The following is a 17,265-nucleotide window of genomic DNA, read 5'->3' as shown; positions in this document are numbered from 1 at the left end:
TACAACAGCCTTTTTCTGTACAGCTTCGGGAACTTGTGGCCAGTCGCCACTTACTGATGCACAGGGCCGCCTGTCGCAGCGCCCCGTACCACCCACTTCTTGAGAGAGTCCCTATGCCCGCCAGCGTCTCCACCATCCTAGTCGTCGAAGACGATGCCATCGTGCGCATGCTGATTGTCGATGTTCTCGAAGAGCTCGAATTCAGCGTCCTGGAGGCTGATGGCAGTGACGCCGCGCTGAGCCTGTTGGAAAACCCGCAACAGACCATCGACCTGCTGATGACCGATGTCGGCCTGCCCGGCATGAACGGCCGTGAACTGGCCGAACGCGCCCGGCAATTGCGTCCGCACCTGCCGGTGCTGTTTGCCAGCGGCTATGCCGAGTCCATCGACGTGCCTGCCGGCATGTCGGTGATCGGCAAGCCCTTCTCCATCGACCAGTTGCGGGACAAGGTGCGCAGCATCCTCGGTTGAGCCCGGCAGCGGCCTGATCCGCCGCTGGCGCGCTGTGGTTTAATGGCGGCCTTTTTTTGCCCTTGCCTGCCAGGAATCGCCCCTCATGAGTCCCACCGCCGCAACCAAAGTCCTGATCATTGGTTACGTCTGGCCCGAACCCCGCTCCTCCGCCGCCGGCGGGCACATGATGCAGATCCTCCAGAGTTTCCTCGACCAGGGCTGGGAGCTGACCTTCAGCAGCCCGGCCAAGGAGGGCGAACACAAGGAGGACCTCGCGGCCCTGGGTATCCGCGAATGCCCGATCGAGCTCAACAACAGCAGTTTTGACCGCTTTGTCGCCGAACTGGCCCCGGACATCGTGCTGTTCGACCAGTTCATGATGGAGGAACAGTTCGGCTGGCGGGTCGAGCAACACTGCCCGAATGCCCTGCGGGTCCTGGAAACCTCGGATTTGCAATGCCTGCGCCATGCCCGGCACCAGCGCCTCAAGGATCAGCTCAAGGCCTGCGCCGACGAAGATGACTTCAGCGCTCTGTTCACCCAGGCCACGGCGCAAGAGTTCCAGCACATGGCCGACACCGACCTGGCCAAGCGCGAGATCGCCGCCATCTACCGCTGCGACCTGAGCCTGATGATCTCCGAGGTGGAGATCGAACTGCTGGTGCAGCAGTTCCGCCTGCCACCGGCGCTGCTGCACTGGTGCCCGTTGATGCTGGAACAACTGCCGCAGGACTTCCCGCCCTTCGAACAGCGGGCGCACTTCCTCAGCATCGGCAATTTCCGCCACGCGCCAAACTGGGACGCCGTGCTCTGGATGAAAAACCGCGTGTGGCCATTGATCCGCCAACAACTGCCCGGCGCCCAGTTGCACCTGTATGGCGCCTACACACCGCCCAAGGCGGCAGCCCTGCACAACCCGGCCCAGGGTTTTTACATCATGAACTGGGCACAAGACGCGCTGCAGGTGATGAGTGCCGCGCGGATCTGCCTGGCCCCCCTGCGTTTTGGCGCCGGGATCAAGGGCAAGCTGCTGGACGCCATGCTCTGCGGCACGCCCAGCGTCACCACGCCGGTGGGCAGCGAATCCATGTCCCAGGATGGCCTGCCCTGGCCTGGCGCGGTGGCCGAATCGGCCAGCGCCCTGGCGGCCGCGGCCGTGCGCCTGTACCAGGACCAACAGTTGTGGGAACAGGCCCAGACCGATGGCCGGCGGTTGCTTGAGGCGCGCTACCGCCAGCAAGTCCACGGCCCGGCCCTGATCCAGCGCCTGCAAGACTGCCGCCAGCACCTGGAACAATTGCGCCGGGACAACTTCACCGGCGCCATGCTGCGACACCACCATCACAAGAGCACCCAATACATGGCGCAATGGATCGAAGCCAAGAACCGCCCTGCCCCATGACCTCCTCCTACGGGCGAGACACGCAAACTCCATGCAGGAGCCGGCTTGCCGGCGAAGAGGCCCACAAGCCCTGCATCGCCCTCAAGGACGCCTTCGCTGGCAAGCCAGCTCCTACTGGTGCGCGGGCGGGGCACAAGGCATTATCAGCGCGGCCAACAACAAGAACAGTCCCGCGCCATGAGTCGAACCGGCAAGATCAGCGACCCCTCCTACGAGTTGATGGACGACCATAACGGCCTGTCGATCATCTATCGCCAGCACGGCTTCCCCTGCCCCCTGGTGCGCTGGCACTTCCACAAGGAATACGAACTGCACCTGATCGTCGCCAGCTCCGGCAAGGTGTTCATCGGCGACTACATTGGCAACTTCTATCCGCAGACGCTGTTCCTGACCGGCCCCAACCTGCCCCACAACTGGATCAGCCAGGTGGCCGAGGACGAGGTCGTGGCCAAGCGCGACATGCTGGTGAACTTCACCGACGAACTGTTCGACAGCGGCAGCCAGGTGTTCACCGAACTGAAGAACCTCAGCCCACTGCTGGAGCGGGCGCAATACGGTATCGAGTTCCGCTGCAAGCACACCATCGCCCAGGCCCTGCCCCTGATGCAGCGCATTGCCGATTCCAGCGGCATCACCCGCCTCGGCCACTTTTTCATCCTCATGGAACTGCTGGCGGCCTGCGACGACTATCAACTGCTGTCCGGCGCCACCCGTGTGCAACTGGCGGACGAACACAGTGTCGATCGCACCAACCGTGCCGTGGACTACATCTTTGCCCACTACGCCCGAGAGCTGCCCCTGGAGGAAGTGGCCCAGTACCTGGGGATGAAGCCCACCTACTTCTCCCGGGTGTTCAAACAGGCCACGGGGCGCTGCTTCATCGAGTTCGTCAATCGCCTGCGGATCAGCAAATCCTGCGAACTGCTGGCCGATGGCGACAAGCCGGTGACCGATGTGTGCTTCGAATCGGGATTCAACAACATCTCCAACTTCAATCGCCGCTTCCAGCAACTCAAGGGCATGACCCCTTCCCACTACCGCCGCCTGGCGGTGCAACGCCTGACCGAGCAGAACCTGGGCTGATCGCCCCGCCCCGTAGCAGTTGGCTTGCCAGCTAAGGCGGTCCAACGTCCTGCACAAGGCTCAGGGGCCTCTTCGCCGGCAAGCCGGCTCCTACAGAGCGCAAACACTGGTAAATAAATCTCGTTCAGGCTTCGTTCAGCAGTTGTCAATAATCTTCATTTGGCAATGAGTATCATTATGTTACAAGTTAGCTCCCTATCCATTGCCCCGCCGGTGCTGAATGCTTGTTCCATTTCTGATCATGCTGCGCGAAGGGATTGAAGCCGCGCTTATCGTTGGCATCATCGCCAGCTACCTGAAGCAGACCGGCCGCGGCCAGTGGATGCCCGCGGTGTGGATCGGAGTGTTTCTCGCCGCAGCCCTGGCCCTGCTGGTGGGCGGCGGCCTGGAGCTGATGAGCGCCGAATTCCCGCAAAAGCAGCAGGAACTCTTCGAGGGCATCGTCGGCCTGGTGGCCGTAGGCATCCTCAGTTCCATGGTGTTCTGGATGCGCAAGGTGGCGCGCTCGATCAAGCACTCCCTGCAAGCGTCCCTGGACCAGGCCCTGGCTGGCTCCCGGCATCAGCTCATCGCGCTGATCGCCATGGTGTTCTTCGCCGTCGCCCGGGAAGGCCTGGAAACCGTGTTCTTCCTGTTGGCGGTGTTCCAGCAGAGCGAAGGCCCGGGCGCGCCGCTCGGCGCCCTGCTGGGGCTGATCATGGCGATCATCGTCGGTTTCCTGATCTATACCGGCAGCATGCGCCTGAACCTCGCCGCCTTCTTCCGCTGGACCGGGCTGTTCATCCTGGTGGTGGCCGCCGGCATCCTCGCCAACTCGGTGCAGGCCCTGCATGAAGCCGGAGTCTGGAACCACCTGCAGAGCGTGCTCTTCGATGTCAGCGCCAGCCTGCCCATGGATGGCCCTTTGGGCTCGGTGCTGGCCGGCATGTTCGGCTACCAGGACGCGCCCACCCTCAGCACCTTAGGCGCCTATGTGCTGTACCTGGGCGTGACCCTGGTGCTGTTCTTCCTGCCCGGCGGCGCCCCGGCCAAGGCGCCCGGCTCAGCATCTTCCGTTTCCAGTCAGTAAGGCTCCCTCAATGACTCAGCAAGCCTCTCCCCAGGCCTCGCCGCCCCGCGCCTTGCGCTGGGCGGTTGCCGGCTCGGTGATCGTCATGATCGCCGCCGGCGGGCTGTTCTATTACGCCTCGCAACGGGCCGCCAACAAGCGCCAGGCCCACCAGGGCGAAATCACCGTGACCCTCCATCCCCACAGCTGTGAGCCCAACGCGCTGACGGTGCCGGCAGGTCACGCCAGCTTTCGCATCGTCAACCGCTCGGACCGCGCCGTGGAATGGGAAATCCTCGATGGCGTGCTGGTGGTCGAGGAGCGGGAGAACATCGCTCCGGGCCTGAGCCAGGTGATCAACGCCACCCTGCAACCGGGTGATTACGCCATCACGTGCGGGCTGCTGAGCAACCCGCGCGGCACACTGCACGTGACCCCGACCGCGCAGTCCGAGGCCCAGGCCAAGGCCCGGCCTTCGATGGAGGCCTTTATCGGCCCACTGGCGGAATTCCGGGTTTACCTGAGCACCCAGGGCGGTGCCCTGATCAAGGCGGTGAACGCTCTGCAACAGGCCATCGATGCCGGTGACCTGAAGCAGGCCCAAGCCCTGTATCTGCCGGCCCGCGCCGCCTACCAGCAACTGGCCCCGGCCGCCCAGCGCCTGGCCGAGCTGGACAACGCCATCAACGCCCGCGCCGACTATTTCGAACAGCGGGAACAGGACCCGGGCTTCAGCGGCTTCCACCGCCTGGAATACGGCCTGTTCCAGAAACGCGACCTGGCCGGCCTGGCTCCGGTCGCGAAGCAGCTGTCCAGCGACGTCTCGCGCCTCAAGGAGCAACTGCTGGCCCAAACCCTGCCGCCCGAACAACTGGTGAGCATCGTCGCACGCAACCTGCGCAGCCTTGCCGACCTGCGGGCCAGCAGCGGCGAGGAAGAACGCTACAGCCACAGCGACCTCAACGGCTTTGCCGCCAACCTGGCGACCACCCGCAAGGTCATCGACCTGCTGCGCCCCTTGCTGGCCAAGTCCGCTGCCCGGTTGTTGCCCCAGGTCGACAACGCCGCGAACGCCCTGGACACCCGTCTCGCCAGCCTGCGCGACGGCTTCGGCTACCTGGACTACGACAAGGTCAGCGCCGCACAACGCAAAGAGATCGCCGACAAGGCCAAGGCCCTGGCCGACACTCTCGACGCCATCGATCCCGCACTCGGCCTCTCCGGCCTGTAACCAGACGAGTTTTCAATGAACGATTCCGATCCATCCAACCCGTGCTTTTGCGCCCAGCGCCGGCGTGTGCTGCTGGGCATGGGCGCCGCCGGCATGGCCCTGGCCGGCAGCAGCCTGAGTGGCCCGGCCATGGCCGCCGGCGCCGCAGCCCAGGTCACCCAGGCCCCCAGCAGCGACAGGACCCAGGACCGCCACGACTACCACGGCCAGCACCAGAGCGGCATCGTCACCCCGCGCCCGACCTCGGGCATGCTGGTGTCCTTCGATGTGCTGGCCAGCGACCGCGACGACCTGGAGCGACTGTTCCGTACCCTCGACGAGCGCATCGCCTTTCTCATGAGCGGCGGGCCGGTGGCCCAGGTCGACCCGAAACTGCCGCCCCTGGATTCCGGCATCCTCGGCCCGGTGGTGCCCCCGGACAACCTGACCATCACCGTGTCGGTGGGCGAATCGTTGTTCGACGAACGTTTTGGCCTGGCCGCCGCCAAACCCAAGCGCCTGATCCGCATGGTGGGTTTTCCCAACGATGCCCTGGAGCCGGCCTGCTGCCATGGCGACCTGAGCCTGCAGTTCTGCTCCAACACCGCCGACACCAATATCCACGCCCTGCGCGACATCGTGAAAAACCTCCCCGACCTGCTGCTGGTGCGCTGGAAGCAGGAAGGCAGCGTGCCGCCCCAGGCGCCGGCCAAGCCCGGGGAGCCGGCGCAAAGCGCGCGCAACTTCCTGGGCTTTCGCGACGGCTCGGCCAACCCCGACTCCAATGACCAGCAAGCCATGCAGCAGATCGTCTGGGTCCAGCCCGGCAGCGACGAACCGGCCTGGGCAACCCACGGCAGCTACCAGGCGGTACGGATCATCCGCAATTTTGTCGAGCGCTGGGACCGCACCCCGCAGCAGGAGCAGGAAAGCATCATCGGCCGGATCAAGACCACGGGCGCGCCCATGGATGGCCAGAAGGAAACCCAGGTCCCCGACTACGCCCGTGACCCCCACGGCAAGCTGACCAAGCTCGATGCCCACATCCGCCTGGCCAACCCGCGCACCCCACAGACCCGGCAGAACCTGATCCTGCGCCGGCCGTTCAACTACTCCAATGGGGTCAACAAGAACGGTCAGCTGGACATGGGCCTGCTGTTCATCTGCTACCAGGCGGACCTGGAAAAAGGCTTTATCGCGGTCCAGACCCGCCTCAACGGCGAGCCTCTGGAGGAGTACCTCAAGCCTACCGGCGGCGGCTATTTCTTCAGCTTGCCGGGGGTCACCGGCGCCGGCGATTTCATCGGTCGCTCGTTGCTCGAAGCCACCCGACCGAACACCACCGCCTGAACCCCATGACACTTCAACCCCCACGGAAAAGTCCCATGAAAAAGTCGCCTCTCGCTGTGTTGCTGACCCTTGGCTTGCTCCACGCTCCGCTGTCGGCGTTCGCCGCCGCTGCGCCCCTGGAGCTGGTGGGGCCGATCTCCGATTACAAGATCTACGTCACCGAGCAGCTCGATGAACTGGCCAGCCACACCCAGCAATTCACCGATGCGGTGAAACAGGGCGACCTGGCCAGCGCCAGGAAGCTCTACGCACCGACCCGGGTGTACTACGAGTCGATCGAGCCCATCGCCGAACTCTTCAGCGACCTGGACGCCGCCATCGACTCCCGGGTCGACGACCACGAGCAAGGCGTCAAGGCCGAAGACTTCACCGGCTTCCACCGCCTGGAATATTCGCTGTTCTCGGAAAACAGCACCGAAGGCCTGGGCGAGCTGGCCGACGGCCTGAACAAGAACGTCATGGACCTGCAAACCCGCGTCGCCGGCCTGACCTTCCCACCGGAAAAGGTCGTGGGGGGTGCCGCCGCGCTGCTGGAGGAAGTGGCCGCGACCAAGATCTCCGGAGAAGAAGACCGCTACAGCCACACCGACCTCTACGACTTCCAGGGCAACATCGACGGCGCAAAGAAAATCGTCGACCTGTTCCGTGGGCAGATCGCGAAACAGGACCCGGCCTTTGTCGCCAAGGTGGACAAGAACTTCGCCACGGTGAACAAGATCCTCGCCAAGTACAACACCCCGGACGGCGGCTTCATGACCTACGACAAGGTCAAGGAAAACGACCGCAAGGCCCTGATCGGTCCGGTCAACACCCTGGCCGAAGACCTCTCCACCCTGCGCGGCAAACTGGGCCTGAACTGAGCCCACCCTCACTTGAGCCAGCTCATGCAGGAGTTGGCGGGTGCAGGCATTGGCTGGCCAGCCAAAGCGACGCCCAGAACAACACAGGCCCCAATGGCTTCTTCGTCCTGGTCGCCCGCTTCGCCGACCAGCCGGCGCCTCAAGGGTGCTGCCATCACCGACGCAGATAAGGCTGGGCGGTGGCCGGTTATCCCGATAACGTTCACGGCCCAACGGCTTTCATGGAAGACCCACTATGTCTCGCTCCACAGCAGCGGCCACGCCGCTGGCTGCCAAACCCTTCTCGCTGCTGCCGCTGATGGCCGCCTACATGGCCTGCACCATGTCGATGATGGCCTTCGTCTCGCTGATCGGCCCGATCTCCCGGGCCCTGCATCTGGAAACCTGGCATGCGGGCGCCGCCGTGACCGTTTCCGGGGTGATCTGGATGCTCCTGGCACGCCCCTGGGGCCAGGCCAGTGACCGCTTCGGCCGGCGTCGGGTGCTGCTGCTGGGCACGGCCGGCTTCACCCTCGCCTACTGGGCCCTGTGCCTGTTCATCGACCTGTCGCTGCAGTCGCTGCCCAGCGTCGCCATGGCCTTTCTCGGCCTGATGCTGGGCCGCGGGCTGATCGGCGCCTTTTATGCGGCGATCCCGGTGGGCGGCTTCGCCCTGATCGCCGATAACGTCGAACCCCAGCACCGCGCCCGTGCCATGGCCACCCTGGGCGCCGCCAACGCCGTGGGCTTGGTGGTGGGTCCTGCGGTGGCCGCCTTGCTGGCCCGCTACAGCCTCAGCCTGCCGTTCTACGCCATGGCGCTGCTGCCGTTACTGGCATTTGTGGTGCTGCGCTACCAGTTGCCACGCCAGGAACTGCACCTGGCCCAGGCCCCGACGCGGGTGCGCCTGGGCGACCCACGGCTGCGCCGGCCGATGGTGGTGGCCTTTGTCGCCATGCTCTGTGTGTCGATTGCCCAGATCACCGTCAGCTTCTACGCCCTGGACCGGCTGCGCATGAGCCCCGCCGATGCCGCCCAGACGGCCGGGGTGGCCCTGGCCATGGTCGGCGTAGCGCTGATCTGCGCGCAATTGGTGGTGCGCAAGCTGGAATGGCCGCCGCTGCGGATGATCCGCTACGGCGCCCTGCTGTCGGCGCTGGGCTATGCCGGCAGCATGCTGGTGGACAGCGCCTGGGGCCTGTGGCTGGCGTTCTTTGTCTCGGCGGCGGGCATGGGTGGGGTGTTTCCATCGTTCTCGGCGCTGGCGGCCAATGCCGTAGAGGCCTCGGAACAGGGCGCGACTGCTGGCAGCATCGGCGCGGCCCAGGGCCTGGGCGTGGTCATCGGCCCCATGGCCGGCAGCCTGATCTACGCCATCGAACCGCGCCTGCCCTACCTGCTGGCAGCGGTGTTGCTGGTACTGATCGCCATCTGGCCAACCCCCCGATCCCTGTAGCCGCTGCCGCAGGCTGCGAACGGCTCTGCAAGAGGCGTCGTTCCTGGAAGCGCTGAAGGTCCTGCGGACCTTTGCGCAGCCTCGCGGGCTCGGCAGCGGCGACAGGCTACAGCATGCGGTAGAGCAGGCGTTCGATGCGCACCCGGCTGACCCGACGCAGGAACTTGCCCACCGCCTCGGGGTAGTCCACCAGGCTGTCCAGGTACTGGAAGTGCTCGATGCGCCGGGTATGGCGGTAGATCTCGGCCTGTTCGGCACGACGCGCCTCCAGCAACTCGCCCTTGGGATCGTCCAGCAACAGGGCGTTCTCCAGGTCCAGGCGGAAGGCCCGGGGATTGAGGTTGTTACCGGTGAGCAAGGTGTAGCGCTCATCCACCCACAGGCCCTTGAGGTGGTAGGTGTTGTCGCCGTCACGCCACAGGTGCAGGTTGAGCAGGCCGCTGTCGATGACTTTCTGGTGGCGCTTGGCAAAGCGTCGCAGGCTGATCTCGTACAGGTAAGGCAGGGCCGCGATGACCTTGAACGGCTCGCTAGGCGGGATGTAGAAGTCGTTGGCGGTCTTGTCGCCGACAATGATGTCGATCTTTACCCCGCGCTCCAGGGCCCGATTGATTTCCCGGGTCACCACCAAGGGCAGGTTGAAATACGGGGTGCAGATGGTCAGTTGCTGGCGGGCCCCGGCGATCAGTTCGCAGATGATCCGGTTCAGCGGGTTGCCCTTGCCGACACCGAGCAACGGACTGACCGACAGCCCGCTCTTGTCCAGGCCACCAGCGGTGGTGTCGTAGGTGGCGTGCTTGAGTCGACTGCGCAGGTCGCCGATGTCGTTACGCAGACTGCGAGTGGTCGGCAGGTTCGGCAGGTCCAGGCGATGTACCGCCCGCGACGCCACCAGCCCGTGCTGCACCAGATGGTGCATGGAGTCGGCCAGGGCGCGGTTGTGCAGCAGGTGGTAACGGTCGAAGCGGTACTTGTCGAACTTGTGCAGGTACACGTTGTTCAGGCTGGCGCCGCTGTAGAGCACGCAATCGTCGATCACGAAGCCCTTGAGGTGCAGGACCCCGAACAGCTCCCGGGTCTGCACCGGCACGCCGTAGATCGGCACTTCGGTAGCGTGGGTACGGGTCATTTCCTGATACCAGGCCGAGTTGCCCGGCTGCTTGCCGGCGCCGATCAGGCCGCGCTGGGCCCGCAGCCAGTCCACCACCACAAGCACCTCGAGTTCCGGGCGCGCGGCCTTGGCGGCATGCAGGGCATCGAGGATTTCCTGACCGGCCTCATCCTGCTGCAGGTACAGCGCGACGATATAGATACGCCGCCGGGCCTGGGCAATTTGCTCGAGCAGAGTGCGACGAAATTGCGCAGCGCCAGTCAGAGTGGTGAAGGCTTCGGCAGCCAGGGGGAAGCTGCGCAGTTTGGGCAGCAAGGAACGTTTGAAAAGCGACGGCATAGGGCTCGCAGTGGCTCAAATCCAAAGAGCGCAAGAGCTTACACCATGGAACAGGCTGAGTCCCCTGCCAGCCCGTTCTGAAGTAACCGGCTTGCCGGCGCAAAGCATCTTGAGTCTTGCACAGCCCAGGAAATTACCTTGGCCAGCAAGCCTGCACCTGTAAGAAAGACCGCTGAATATAAAAGTTTGAACAACAGGATTGACCAAGGAGAACGATCGTTCTACTCTTTGCCCCATGAACGAAATCACTCCCTCTGAAACACGCGACATCATCCTCGACGTCACCGAGAAGCTGATCTACAAGAGCGGCATTGCCGCCACTGGCATGGATCTGTTGGTGAAGACCGCCGGGGTCTCGAGAAAGAGCGTCTATCGCTATTTCAGCAACAAGGACGAACTGGTGGTGGCCGCCCTGGAACGTCGTGACCAGCGCTGGATGCACTGGTACAGGACTGAAGTGGGCAAGGCCGAAGGCTCTGCACAGCGGCTGCTGGCGCTGTTCAGCGTACTCAGGGACTGGTTCGGGTCCGAAGGTTTCCGCGGCTGCGCCTTTATCAACACCAGCGGCGAGACCGGCGATCCCCAGGACCCGGTGCGCCAGGTGGCCAAACAACATAAACAGAAACTGCTCGATTACGTGACCGAGCTTTGCCAGGAACATGGCGTGCAACATCCCAAGGAACTGGCAGCGCAACTGCTGATCCTGATCGATGGCGCCATTACCGTTGCCCTTGTCATGGGCGATCACAGTGCTGCTGATAATGCGCAATGCATGGCGCGAAAGTTATTGGACCTCTGATTGTTTTAAACAAGAGCAACTGCTTTGTTTGAACAGCAACTTTTATTGGAGACAAGTCATGTCGTCTAACGCTCAAGTGCGCCCGCCCCTTCCACCTTTCACTCGCGAGTCGGCGATTGAAAAGATCCGTCTGGCCGAAGATGGCTGGAACTCCCGGGACCCGGAACGGGTATCCCTGGCGTATACCCTGGACACCCAATGGCGCAACCGCGCCGAGTTTGCCCACAACCGCGAAGAGGCCAAGGCCTTCCTCGCCCGCAAATGGGCCAAGGAACTGGATTACCGCCTGATCAAGGAACTCTGGGCCTTTACCGACAACCGCATCGCCGTGCGCTACGCCTATGAATGGCATGACGACTCGGGCAACTGGTTCCGCTCCTACGGCAACGAGAACTGGGAGTTCGACGAACAAGGGCTGATGGCCCGGCGTTTTGCCTGCGTCAACGACATGCCGATCAAGGCAACCGAGCGCAAATTCCACTGGCCCCTGGGCCGGCGCCCGGATGACCATCCAGGCCTCAGCGACCTGGGCCTGTAACCCCTCCCACACCACCTGGGAGCTGGCTTGCCAGTGAAGAAGTCTCCAGCCTTGCATCAGGCTGGTGAACTTCTTCGCCGGCAAGCAACGCGGGTTTCACGCCGCGGCTTCTTGCTCCTTGAGCAGGGCCTGGGCTTCCAGCTCGCGCACCAACGGCAGTACGCGCTGGCCGAAATACTCAACTTCCTCCTGAAAATGCAGGAAGCCCGCCAGGACCAGATCCACCCCCACCGCCTTCAAGGCGACAATCCGCTGGGCAATCTGCTGCGGGGTGCCGATCAGGTTGGTCTTGAAGCCGTCGTTGTATTGCACCAGGTCCTCGAAGCTGGACTTGGCCCAGTTGCCCTCACCCTCCGGTGAGGCCTTGCCGGCCTGCTTGGCTGCATCGCCAAAGGCATTCACCGCCTCCGGATCGGCCTTGTCGATAATCTCCGCCAGCACCGCCCGGGCTTCTTCCTCGGTGTCCCGGGCGATCACAAAGGCATTCACCCCGACTTTCACCGAATGCTGGTTGGCGGCGGCCTTGGCACGAATATCGTCAACCTGGGCCTTGATGCCCTCCACGCTGTTGCCATTGGTGAAGTACCAGTCCGACACCCTCGCGGCCATGTCCCGGGCCGCCCGCGAACTGCCGCCCTGGAAGATTTCCGGTTGCCCCAGGGGCTTGGGTTTGAGGCTGTAATTGTCGAAGCGATAGAAGTCCCCCTTGAAGGTGAAGTGGTCCTGGCTCCAGATCCCGCGCAGGGAACGGATGAACTCCTCGGAGCGGCGATAACGCTCATCGTGTTCGAGCCAGTGCTCGCCGATGGCCTGGAACTCGCCCTTGAACCAGCCGCTGACAATGTTTACCGCGATGCGGCCGTTGGTCAGTTGATCGATGGTCGCCAGTTGCTTGGCCGCCAGGGCCGGTTGCCAGGGCCCGGGCAGGATCGCCGCGATCACCTTGAGCTTGTCGGTTGCCGCCAACAGCGCATGGCTGAAGGCCACCGACTCATGCTGATATTCGGCGCCGTAGCCGGCGGTGAAACGGATCTGCGTCAGGGCATATTCAAAGCCCGCCGCTTCGGCGATCTGCGCCAGCTTGCGGTTGTAGTCGATGCCCCAGTGGGTGCGCTGTTCGATCTTGCTCACCACCAGCCCGCCACTGACATTAGGCACCCAATAAGCAAATTTGACGGCTTGCTGACTCATGATTCGGTCCTCGGGACTGATTAAGGTGCAAGGACCAGAGCAGCAAGCGTGCCAGCGCCCGACAGCGCCGGCGCAAGCCTTGTTCCGGAGCCCGGGCAAGGCACAGCCCCGCGGCGCAGGGCCAGGCCCGCAGCGGCTTGCCAGGGTTGCAGGGGCGACTTCGTTGCCCCTGCAAGTACCACTTGCAACAGCTGCGACAGGCCATCCAAAAAACCCGCAATCAACCGATTTGTTGATCAACTGTTGCCCGGTCAACAGTTGCCGGATGCTCGTCCCCGCCCGCGCCCAGGCAAACCGGCACTGGGGATTCCGGCATGCTGTGTGCAATCAGCTTCGACACCTACCGTTTTTTACTGCCTGCCCCAGGAGCCACACCATGACCGAACATCAGGTAATCAATCCGCTGTCCGTAGGCGTCGACTACGAAGCCCTGGCCGAGCGCTTCCGGCCAATCTTCCAGAAGATCGCCGCCGGTGCCGTGGAGCGCGAGCACAGCCGTACCTTGCCTTATGAACCTATCCAATGGCTCAAGGAGGCCGGCTTCGGCGCGCTACGGGTGCCGGTGGAGTACGGTGGCGGCGGCGCCTCCCTGCCCCAGCTGTTTCAACTGCTGATCGAGCTGGCCGAGGCCGATGCCAATGTGCCCCAGGCCCTGCGCGGGCACTTCGCCTTTGCCGAGGATCGCCTCAATGCGCCCCCTGGCCCGGCCCGGGACCTGTGGTTCAAGCGTTTTGTCGAGGGCGATATCGTCGGCTGCGCCTGGACTGAAATCGGCGCGGTGGAGATTGGCCAGGTGATCACCAAGGTGACGCCGGACGGCGACAAATGGCGCCTCAATGGCGAAAAGTTCTACAGCACCGGCAGCATTTTCTCCGACTGGATCGATGTCTACGCCCAGCGCAGCGATACCGGCGCCGATGTGATTGCCGCCGTAAGGACTCGCCAGAGCGGCATCCAGCAAAGCGATGACTGGGACGGTTTCGGCCAGCGCACCACCGGCAGTGGCACCTCGCGCTTTACCGACGCCGAAGTGGAGGCCGAGAACCTCATCGACTTCGCCACCCGTTTCAAATACCAGACCGCCTTCTATCAACTGGTGCTGCTGGCGACCCTGTCCGGGATCGGCCGCGCTGCACTGCGCGATGTGGCTCACGAAGTGCGGGTGCGCAAGCGCATCTACAGCCATGGCAACGCACCGCAGGTCAGCGCCGACGCCCAGGTGCAGCAGGTGGTGGGCGAGATTGCAGCCCTGGTGTATGCCGCCGAGGCGGCGACAGTCCGGGCAGCGGCACCGGCGCAACGAGCGTACCTGGCGCGCTTTGCCGGGGATCAGGTGAAGGAACGTGAAGCCAATGTGGCCGCGGAAATCGAATCGGCCACGGCCCAGGTGGTGGTGAGCGAACTGATCCAGCGCGCCACCAGCGAACTGTTCAATGCCCTGGGGGCTTCGGACATTCGCCAGGGCAAGGCCCTGGATCGGCATTGGCGCAATGCGCGGACCGTGTCGTCCCATAACCCGGTGATCTACAAGGCACGGATTGTCGGTGACTGGCGTATCAACGGCAGCGAACCGCCCTTTGTCTGGCAGATCGGCAACGGCCCGCAACGCTGACCCTTCCCTGCACCGTCCGTAGGAGCTGGCTTGCCAGCGAAGGCGCCCTCCGGTCGTGCACAAGGCTCAAGGGCTCATTCGCCGGCAAGCCGGCTCCTACGCTTTCCGGGCCCTGCGCCGTCCGTAGGAGCTGGCTTGCCAGTGAGGGCGCCCTCCGATCGTGCGCAAGACTCAAGGGCTCACTCGCCGGCAAGCCGGCGCCTGGGATAGGGGTACCAGACCAAGGTCGAGGCGGTCGCGCAGCGGGCAGGGTTGCAGGTAAGATGGCGACCTTTCGCGCAGCCCCCTTTTGCGCTTCCCGCCGAACAATAAGCCGAATCCATGCCCTTCGAACTCAGCGTAGACCTGACCACCCTCGCCATTCTCGCCCTCGTAGCGTTCATCGCCGGTTTCATCGACGCCATCGCTGGCGGCGGCGGGCTGCTCACCACGCCGGCCCTGCTGACGGCCGGGCTGCCGCCGCACTTGGTCCTGGGTACCAACAAGCTCAGTTCGACCTTCGGTTCCGCCACCGCCAGCTTCACCTTCTATCGCCGCAAGCTGTTCCACCCCCGGCAATGGACCCACGCTATTGTTGGTACCTTGGTGGGGGCGCTGACCGGGGCCATCGTCGCCCATTACCTGCCGGCCGAGTGGCTGAACAAGATGCTGCCGGTGATCGTCTTCGCCTGTGGCCTGTACCTGCTGTTCGGCGGCACGCCCAAGGCGCCGCTGGACAGCGACGCACCCATCAAGAAGAAGTGGCAATCGAGCCAGGGCTTCAGCCTGGGCTTCTATGACGGCGTGGCTGGGCCCGGCACCGGGGCGTTCTGGACCGTGAGCAGCCTGCTGCTCTACCCCATCGACCTGGTCAAGGCCAGCGGCGTGGCCCGCAGCATGAACTTCGTCAGCAACATCGCAGCGCTGTCGGTGTTCGTGTTCTCCGGGCAGGTGGACTGGATCATCGGCCTGTGCATGGGCCTGTCGGTGATGGTCGGGGCGTTCTTCGGCGCACGCACCGCCATCAGCGGTGGTGCCAAGTTCATTCGCCCGGTGTTCATCACCGTGGTCCTGGGGTTGACCGTGCGCCTAGCCTGGCAGCACTGGTTCAGCGTGGCCTAGACGGCGCGCCACATAGAGGTCGATCAGGTAGCGGGCAATCGAGCGCGAGGCCGGCAACGGCGGCAGCGCGTGCACGTTGAACCACTGGGCATCCTCGATCTCGTCTTCCTGGGGGATGATCTCGCCAGCGGCGTATTCGGCATGGAAGCCCAGCATCATCGAATGCGGGAACGGCCAGCACTGACTGCCCACGTACTGGATGTTCCTGACCTCGATACTCACCTCTTCGCGCACCTCGCGGATCAGGCAATCCTCCGCCGACTCACCGGGCTCGGCAAAGCCGGCCAGGGTGCTGTAGACACCCGTAACGAAACGCGGAGAACGGGCCAGAAGAATCTCGTCGCCCCGGGTGATCAGCACGATCATGCTCGGTGAAATGCGCGGATAGGCCCGCAGATCGCAGGGCTCGCAATACATTGCCCGCTCCCCCGGCACTTGCCGCGTGGCCCGGCCGCAACTGCCGCAAAAGCGATGTTCCCGGGCCCAGGTGCCGATCTGTGCGGCGTAGCCCAGGACCTTGTACAGGGTGTGATCGCCCTCCAGCATGAAGGCTCGCAGGCTTTTCCAGCGACAGCCCGGCACCTCGGCGCGGCCACTGAGTTCCAGCAGGTACACCGGCTCGCCATCGAGGTGGCCGATGCCGTGTTCCGCCAGCAGCGGCAGGTCCTGGCCCTTGAGCCAGTGCCGCGGAAACAGCGCGCCGTTGTCGTCATGGAGAAAGCCTTCCGGGCCGCGGGCCACGGCCCAGCCGCCAGGAAGGTCGGTGTCGAGTACTGCGGTGGTCCAGCGTGCAATCATCGTCAATCAATCCAGAAATTCGGGTTTCTGTTTGCTCATGTGGGCGGCAATGGCCACACGCAAGTCGTTGGACTGCAACATGGCGGCGTTCCAGGTGGCGACATATTCCAGGCCGTCATCGATCCGGTGGTCACGCATGTAGCTGAGCATTTCCTTGGTGCCGCTGACCGCGATCGGCGATTTGGCGGCAATCTCCCGGGCAATCTCCATGACCCCGTCCAGCAGGCTGGCGGCATCGCTGTAGGTGCGGTTGACCAGGCCGATGCTGCGCGCTTCCTCGGCACCGAAGGTGCGCCCAGTGTAGGCCAGCTCGCGCAGCATGCCGTCGCCGATGATACGTGGCAAACGTTGCAATGTGCCGACATCCGCCGCCATGCCGATATCGATTTCCTTGATGGAGAACTGGGCATCGTCAGCGGCATAGCGCATGTCGCAGGCGCTGATCAGGTCGATGGCGCCCCCCAGGCAATAGCCCTGGATGGCCGCCAGCACTGGCTTGCGGCAGTTGTCCACGGCGGTGAAGGAGGATTGCAACTGGAGAATCTTGCGCCTTAGCAGACGGGCGTTGCGGCCCACGTCCTTGCCCAGTTCGTTGGCCACGCCGGCCAGCAGCATCAGGTCTATACCTGAGGAAAAATGCTTGCCGGCGCCACTGAGCACCACCACCCGCACCGCATCGGTGTCATCGATCCAGCGGAAGATCTCGACGATCTCGCTCCAGAACGCGGCGTTCATGGCATTGATCTTTTCCGGCCGATTGATCTGCACATGGGCGATGTTGTCAGCGAGTTCAACGCGAAAGGCTTGGTATTCGGACATGGCAGTGATCCTTTACTGGGCGAAAAATGAGGGCCGAACTATAGCAAGTGGCGGCGCCGCCCTGTAAGGCAGCGCATTGGCCAAAAACGGGACTGGCCGCAGGCTGGCGCGCGT

Annotated in this window: 16 protein-coding genes; 12 read left to right on the top strand and 4 right to left on the bottom strand. The window is 63.9% G+C overall.

The window, feature by feature from the left end; all coding sequences use genetic code 11:
- Positions 1 to 113 precede the first annotated feature (113 nt).
- The 8 genes from J5M73_RS05760 (at position 114) to J5M73_RS05725 (ending at position 8,843) form a co-directional block, all read left to right on the top strand.
- On the top strand, positions 114 to 473 hold the full coding sequence (locus tag J5M73_RS05760; protein ID WP_102865187.1) for a response regulator: 360 nt from the start codon (positions 114 to 116) through the stop codon (positions 471 to 473).
- Positions 474 to 558: 85 nt separating this feature from the next.
- The gene (locus J5M73_RS05755) at positions 559 to 1,857 is read left to right on the top strand and encodes a glycosyltransferase (RefSeq protein ID WP_207815089.1); all 1,299 of its coding nucleotides are present in this window, start codon (positions 559 to 561) and stop codon (positions 1,855 to 1,857) included.
- A gap of 177 nt (positions 1,858 to 2,034) precedes the next feature.
- Positions 2,035 to 2,940, top strand: a complete 906-nt coding sequence (locus tag J5M73_RS05750) for an AraC family transcriptional regulator (protein ID WP_102865190.1) — start codon at positions 2,035 to 2,037, stop codon at positions 2,938 to 2,940.
- Positions 2,941 to 3,160: 220 nt separating this feature from the next.
- Entirely contained in the window at positions 3,161 to 4,009 is an 849-nt protein-coding gene (gene efeU, locus J5M73_RS05745) for an iron uptake transporter permease EfeU (RefSeq protein ID WP_115582371.1), read from the top strand.
- A gap of 10 nt (positions 4,010 to 4,019) precedes the next feature.
- Positions 4,020 to 5,219: an iron uptake system protein EfeO gene (gene efeO / locus J5M73_RS05740; RefSeq protein ID WP_207815086.1), complete on the top strand. Its 1,200-nt coding sequence runs from the start codon at positions 4,020 to 4,022 to the stop codon at positions 5,217 to 5,219.
- A gap of 15 nt (positions 5,220 to 5,234) precedes the next feature.
- Positions 5,235 to 6,548 carry an iron uptake transporter deferrochelatase/peroxidase subunit gene (efeB, locus tag J5M73_RS05735; RefSeq protein ID WP_207815084.1) on the top strand — a complete coding sequence of 438 codons (1,314 nt, stop codon included), beginning with the start codon at positions 5,235 to 5,237 and terminating at the stop codon, positions 6,546 to 6,548.
- A gap of 35 nt (positions 6,549 to 6,583) precedes the next feature.
- Complete coding sequence (gene efeO, locus J5M73_RS05730; protein ID WP_207815082.1) at positions 6,584 to 7,408, top strand: iron uptake system protein EfeO; 825 nt, start codon at positions 6,584 to 6,586, stop codon at positions 7,406 to 7,408.
- 235 nt (positions 7,409 to 7,643) lie between these two features.
- The gene (locus J5M73_RS05725; RefSeq protein WP_102865195.1) at positions 7,644 to 8,843 is read left to right on the top strand and encodes an MFS transporter; all 1,200 of its coding nucleotides are present in this window, start codon (positions 7,644 to 7,646) and stop codon (positions 8,841 to 8,843) included.
- Positions 8,844 to 8,949: 106 nt separating this feature from the next.
- Here J5M73_RS05725 and pssA read toward each other — a convergent pair whose 3' ends face one another.
- Complete coding sequence (gene pssA / locus J5M73_RS05720) at positions 8,950 to 10,293, bottom strand: CDP-diacylglycerol--serine O-phosphatidyltransferase (protein ID WP_102865196.1); 1,344 nt, start codon at positions 10,291 to 10,293, stop codon at positions 8,950 to 8,952.
- A 235-nt stretch (positions 10,294 to 10,528) separates the two neighbouring features.
- On the opposite strand from pssA, the gene J5M73_RS05715 reads away from it, so the two are divergent.
- Positions 10,529 to 11,092, top strand: a complete 564-nt coding sequence (locus J5M73_RS05715; RefSeq protein WP_102865197.1) for a TetR/AcrR family transcriptional regulator — start codon at positions 10,529 to 10,531, stop codon at positions 11,090 to 11,092.
- A 58-nt stretch (positions 11,093 to 11,150) separates the two neighbouring features.
- On the top strand, positions 11,151 to 11,630 hold the full coding sequence (locus tag J5M73_RS05710) for a nuclear transport factor 2 family protein (RefSeq protein ID WP_016965720.1): 480 nt from the start codon (positions 11,151 to 11,153) through the stop codon (positions 11,628 to 11,630).
- Between the two features lie 96 nt (positions 11,631 to 11,726).
- On the opposite strand, the gene sfnG is transcribed toward J5M73_RS05710, so the two are convergent.
- On the bottom strand, positions 11,727 to 12,821 hold the full coding sequence (gene sfnG / locus J5M73_RS05705) for a dimethylsulfone monooxygenase SfnG (RefSeq protein WP_102865199.1): 1,095 nt from the start codon (positions 12,819 to 12,821) through the stop codon (positions 11,727 to 11,729).
- Positions 12,822 to 13,197: 376 nt separating this feature from the next.
- Here sfnG and J5M73_RS05700 point away from each other — a divergent pair, with 376 nt between their 5' ends.
- Together J5M73_RS05700 and J5M73_RS05695 are read left to right on the top strand one after the other, a co-directional pair.
- Positions 13,198 to 14,433, top strand: coding sequence for an acyl-CoA dehydrogenase family protein (locus tag J5M73_RS05700; RefSeq protein ID WP_102865200.1), 1,236 nt, complete (start codon positions 13,198 to 13,200; stop codon positions 14,431 to 14,433).
- A 321-nt stretch (positions 14,434 to 14,754) separates the two neighbouring features.
- Positions 14,755 to 15,534, top strand: a complete 780-nt coding sequence (locus J5M73_RS05695) for a TSUP family transporter (protein WP_011061548.1) — start codon at positions 14,755 to 14,757, stop codon at positions 15,532 to 15,534.
- Here J5M73_RS05695 and nudC read toward each other — a convergent pair.
- Both nudC and J5M73_RS05685 read right to left on the bottom strand, forming a co-directional pair.
- A complete protein-coding gene (nudC, locus tag J5M73_RS05690) occupies positions 15,502 to 16,332 on the bottom strand; it encodes an NAD(+) diphosphatase (protein ID WP_102865201.1) in 831 nt (276 codons plus the stop codon). The two genes, J5M73_RS05695 and nudC, sit on opposite strands and share 33 nt — an antisense overlap.
- A 6-nt stretch (positions 16,333 to 16,338) precedes the next feature.
- Positions 16,339 to 17,151, bottom strand: a complete 813-nt coding sequence (locus J5M73_RS05685) for a crotonase/enoyl-CoA hydratase family protein (protein ID WP_102865202.1) — start codon at positions 17,149 to 17,151, stop codon at positions 16,339 to 16,341.
- Positions 17,152 to 17,265: the final 114 nt, after the last annotated feature.

Source organism: Pseudomonas sp. 50_B, from assembly GCF_017491625.1.
In the GTDB taxonomy this organism is placed as follows: domain Bacteria; phylum Pseudomonadota; class Gammaproteobacteria; order Pseudomonadales; family Pseudomonadaceae; genus Aquipseudomonas; species Aquipseudomonas danubii.
The sequence above is the reverse complement of the archived record's forward strand: the minus strand, read 5'-3'. Positions and strand labels throughout refer to the sequence as shown.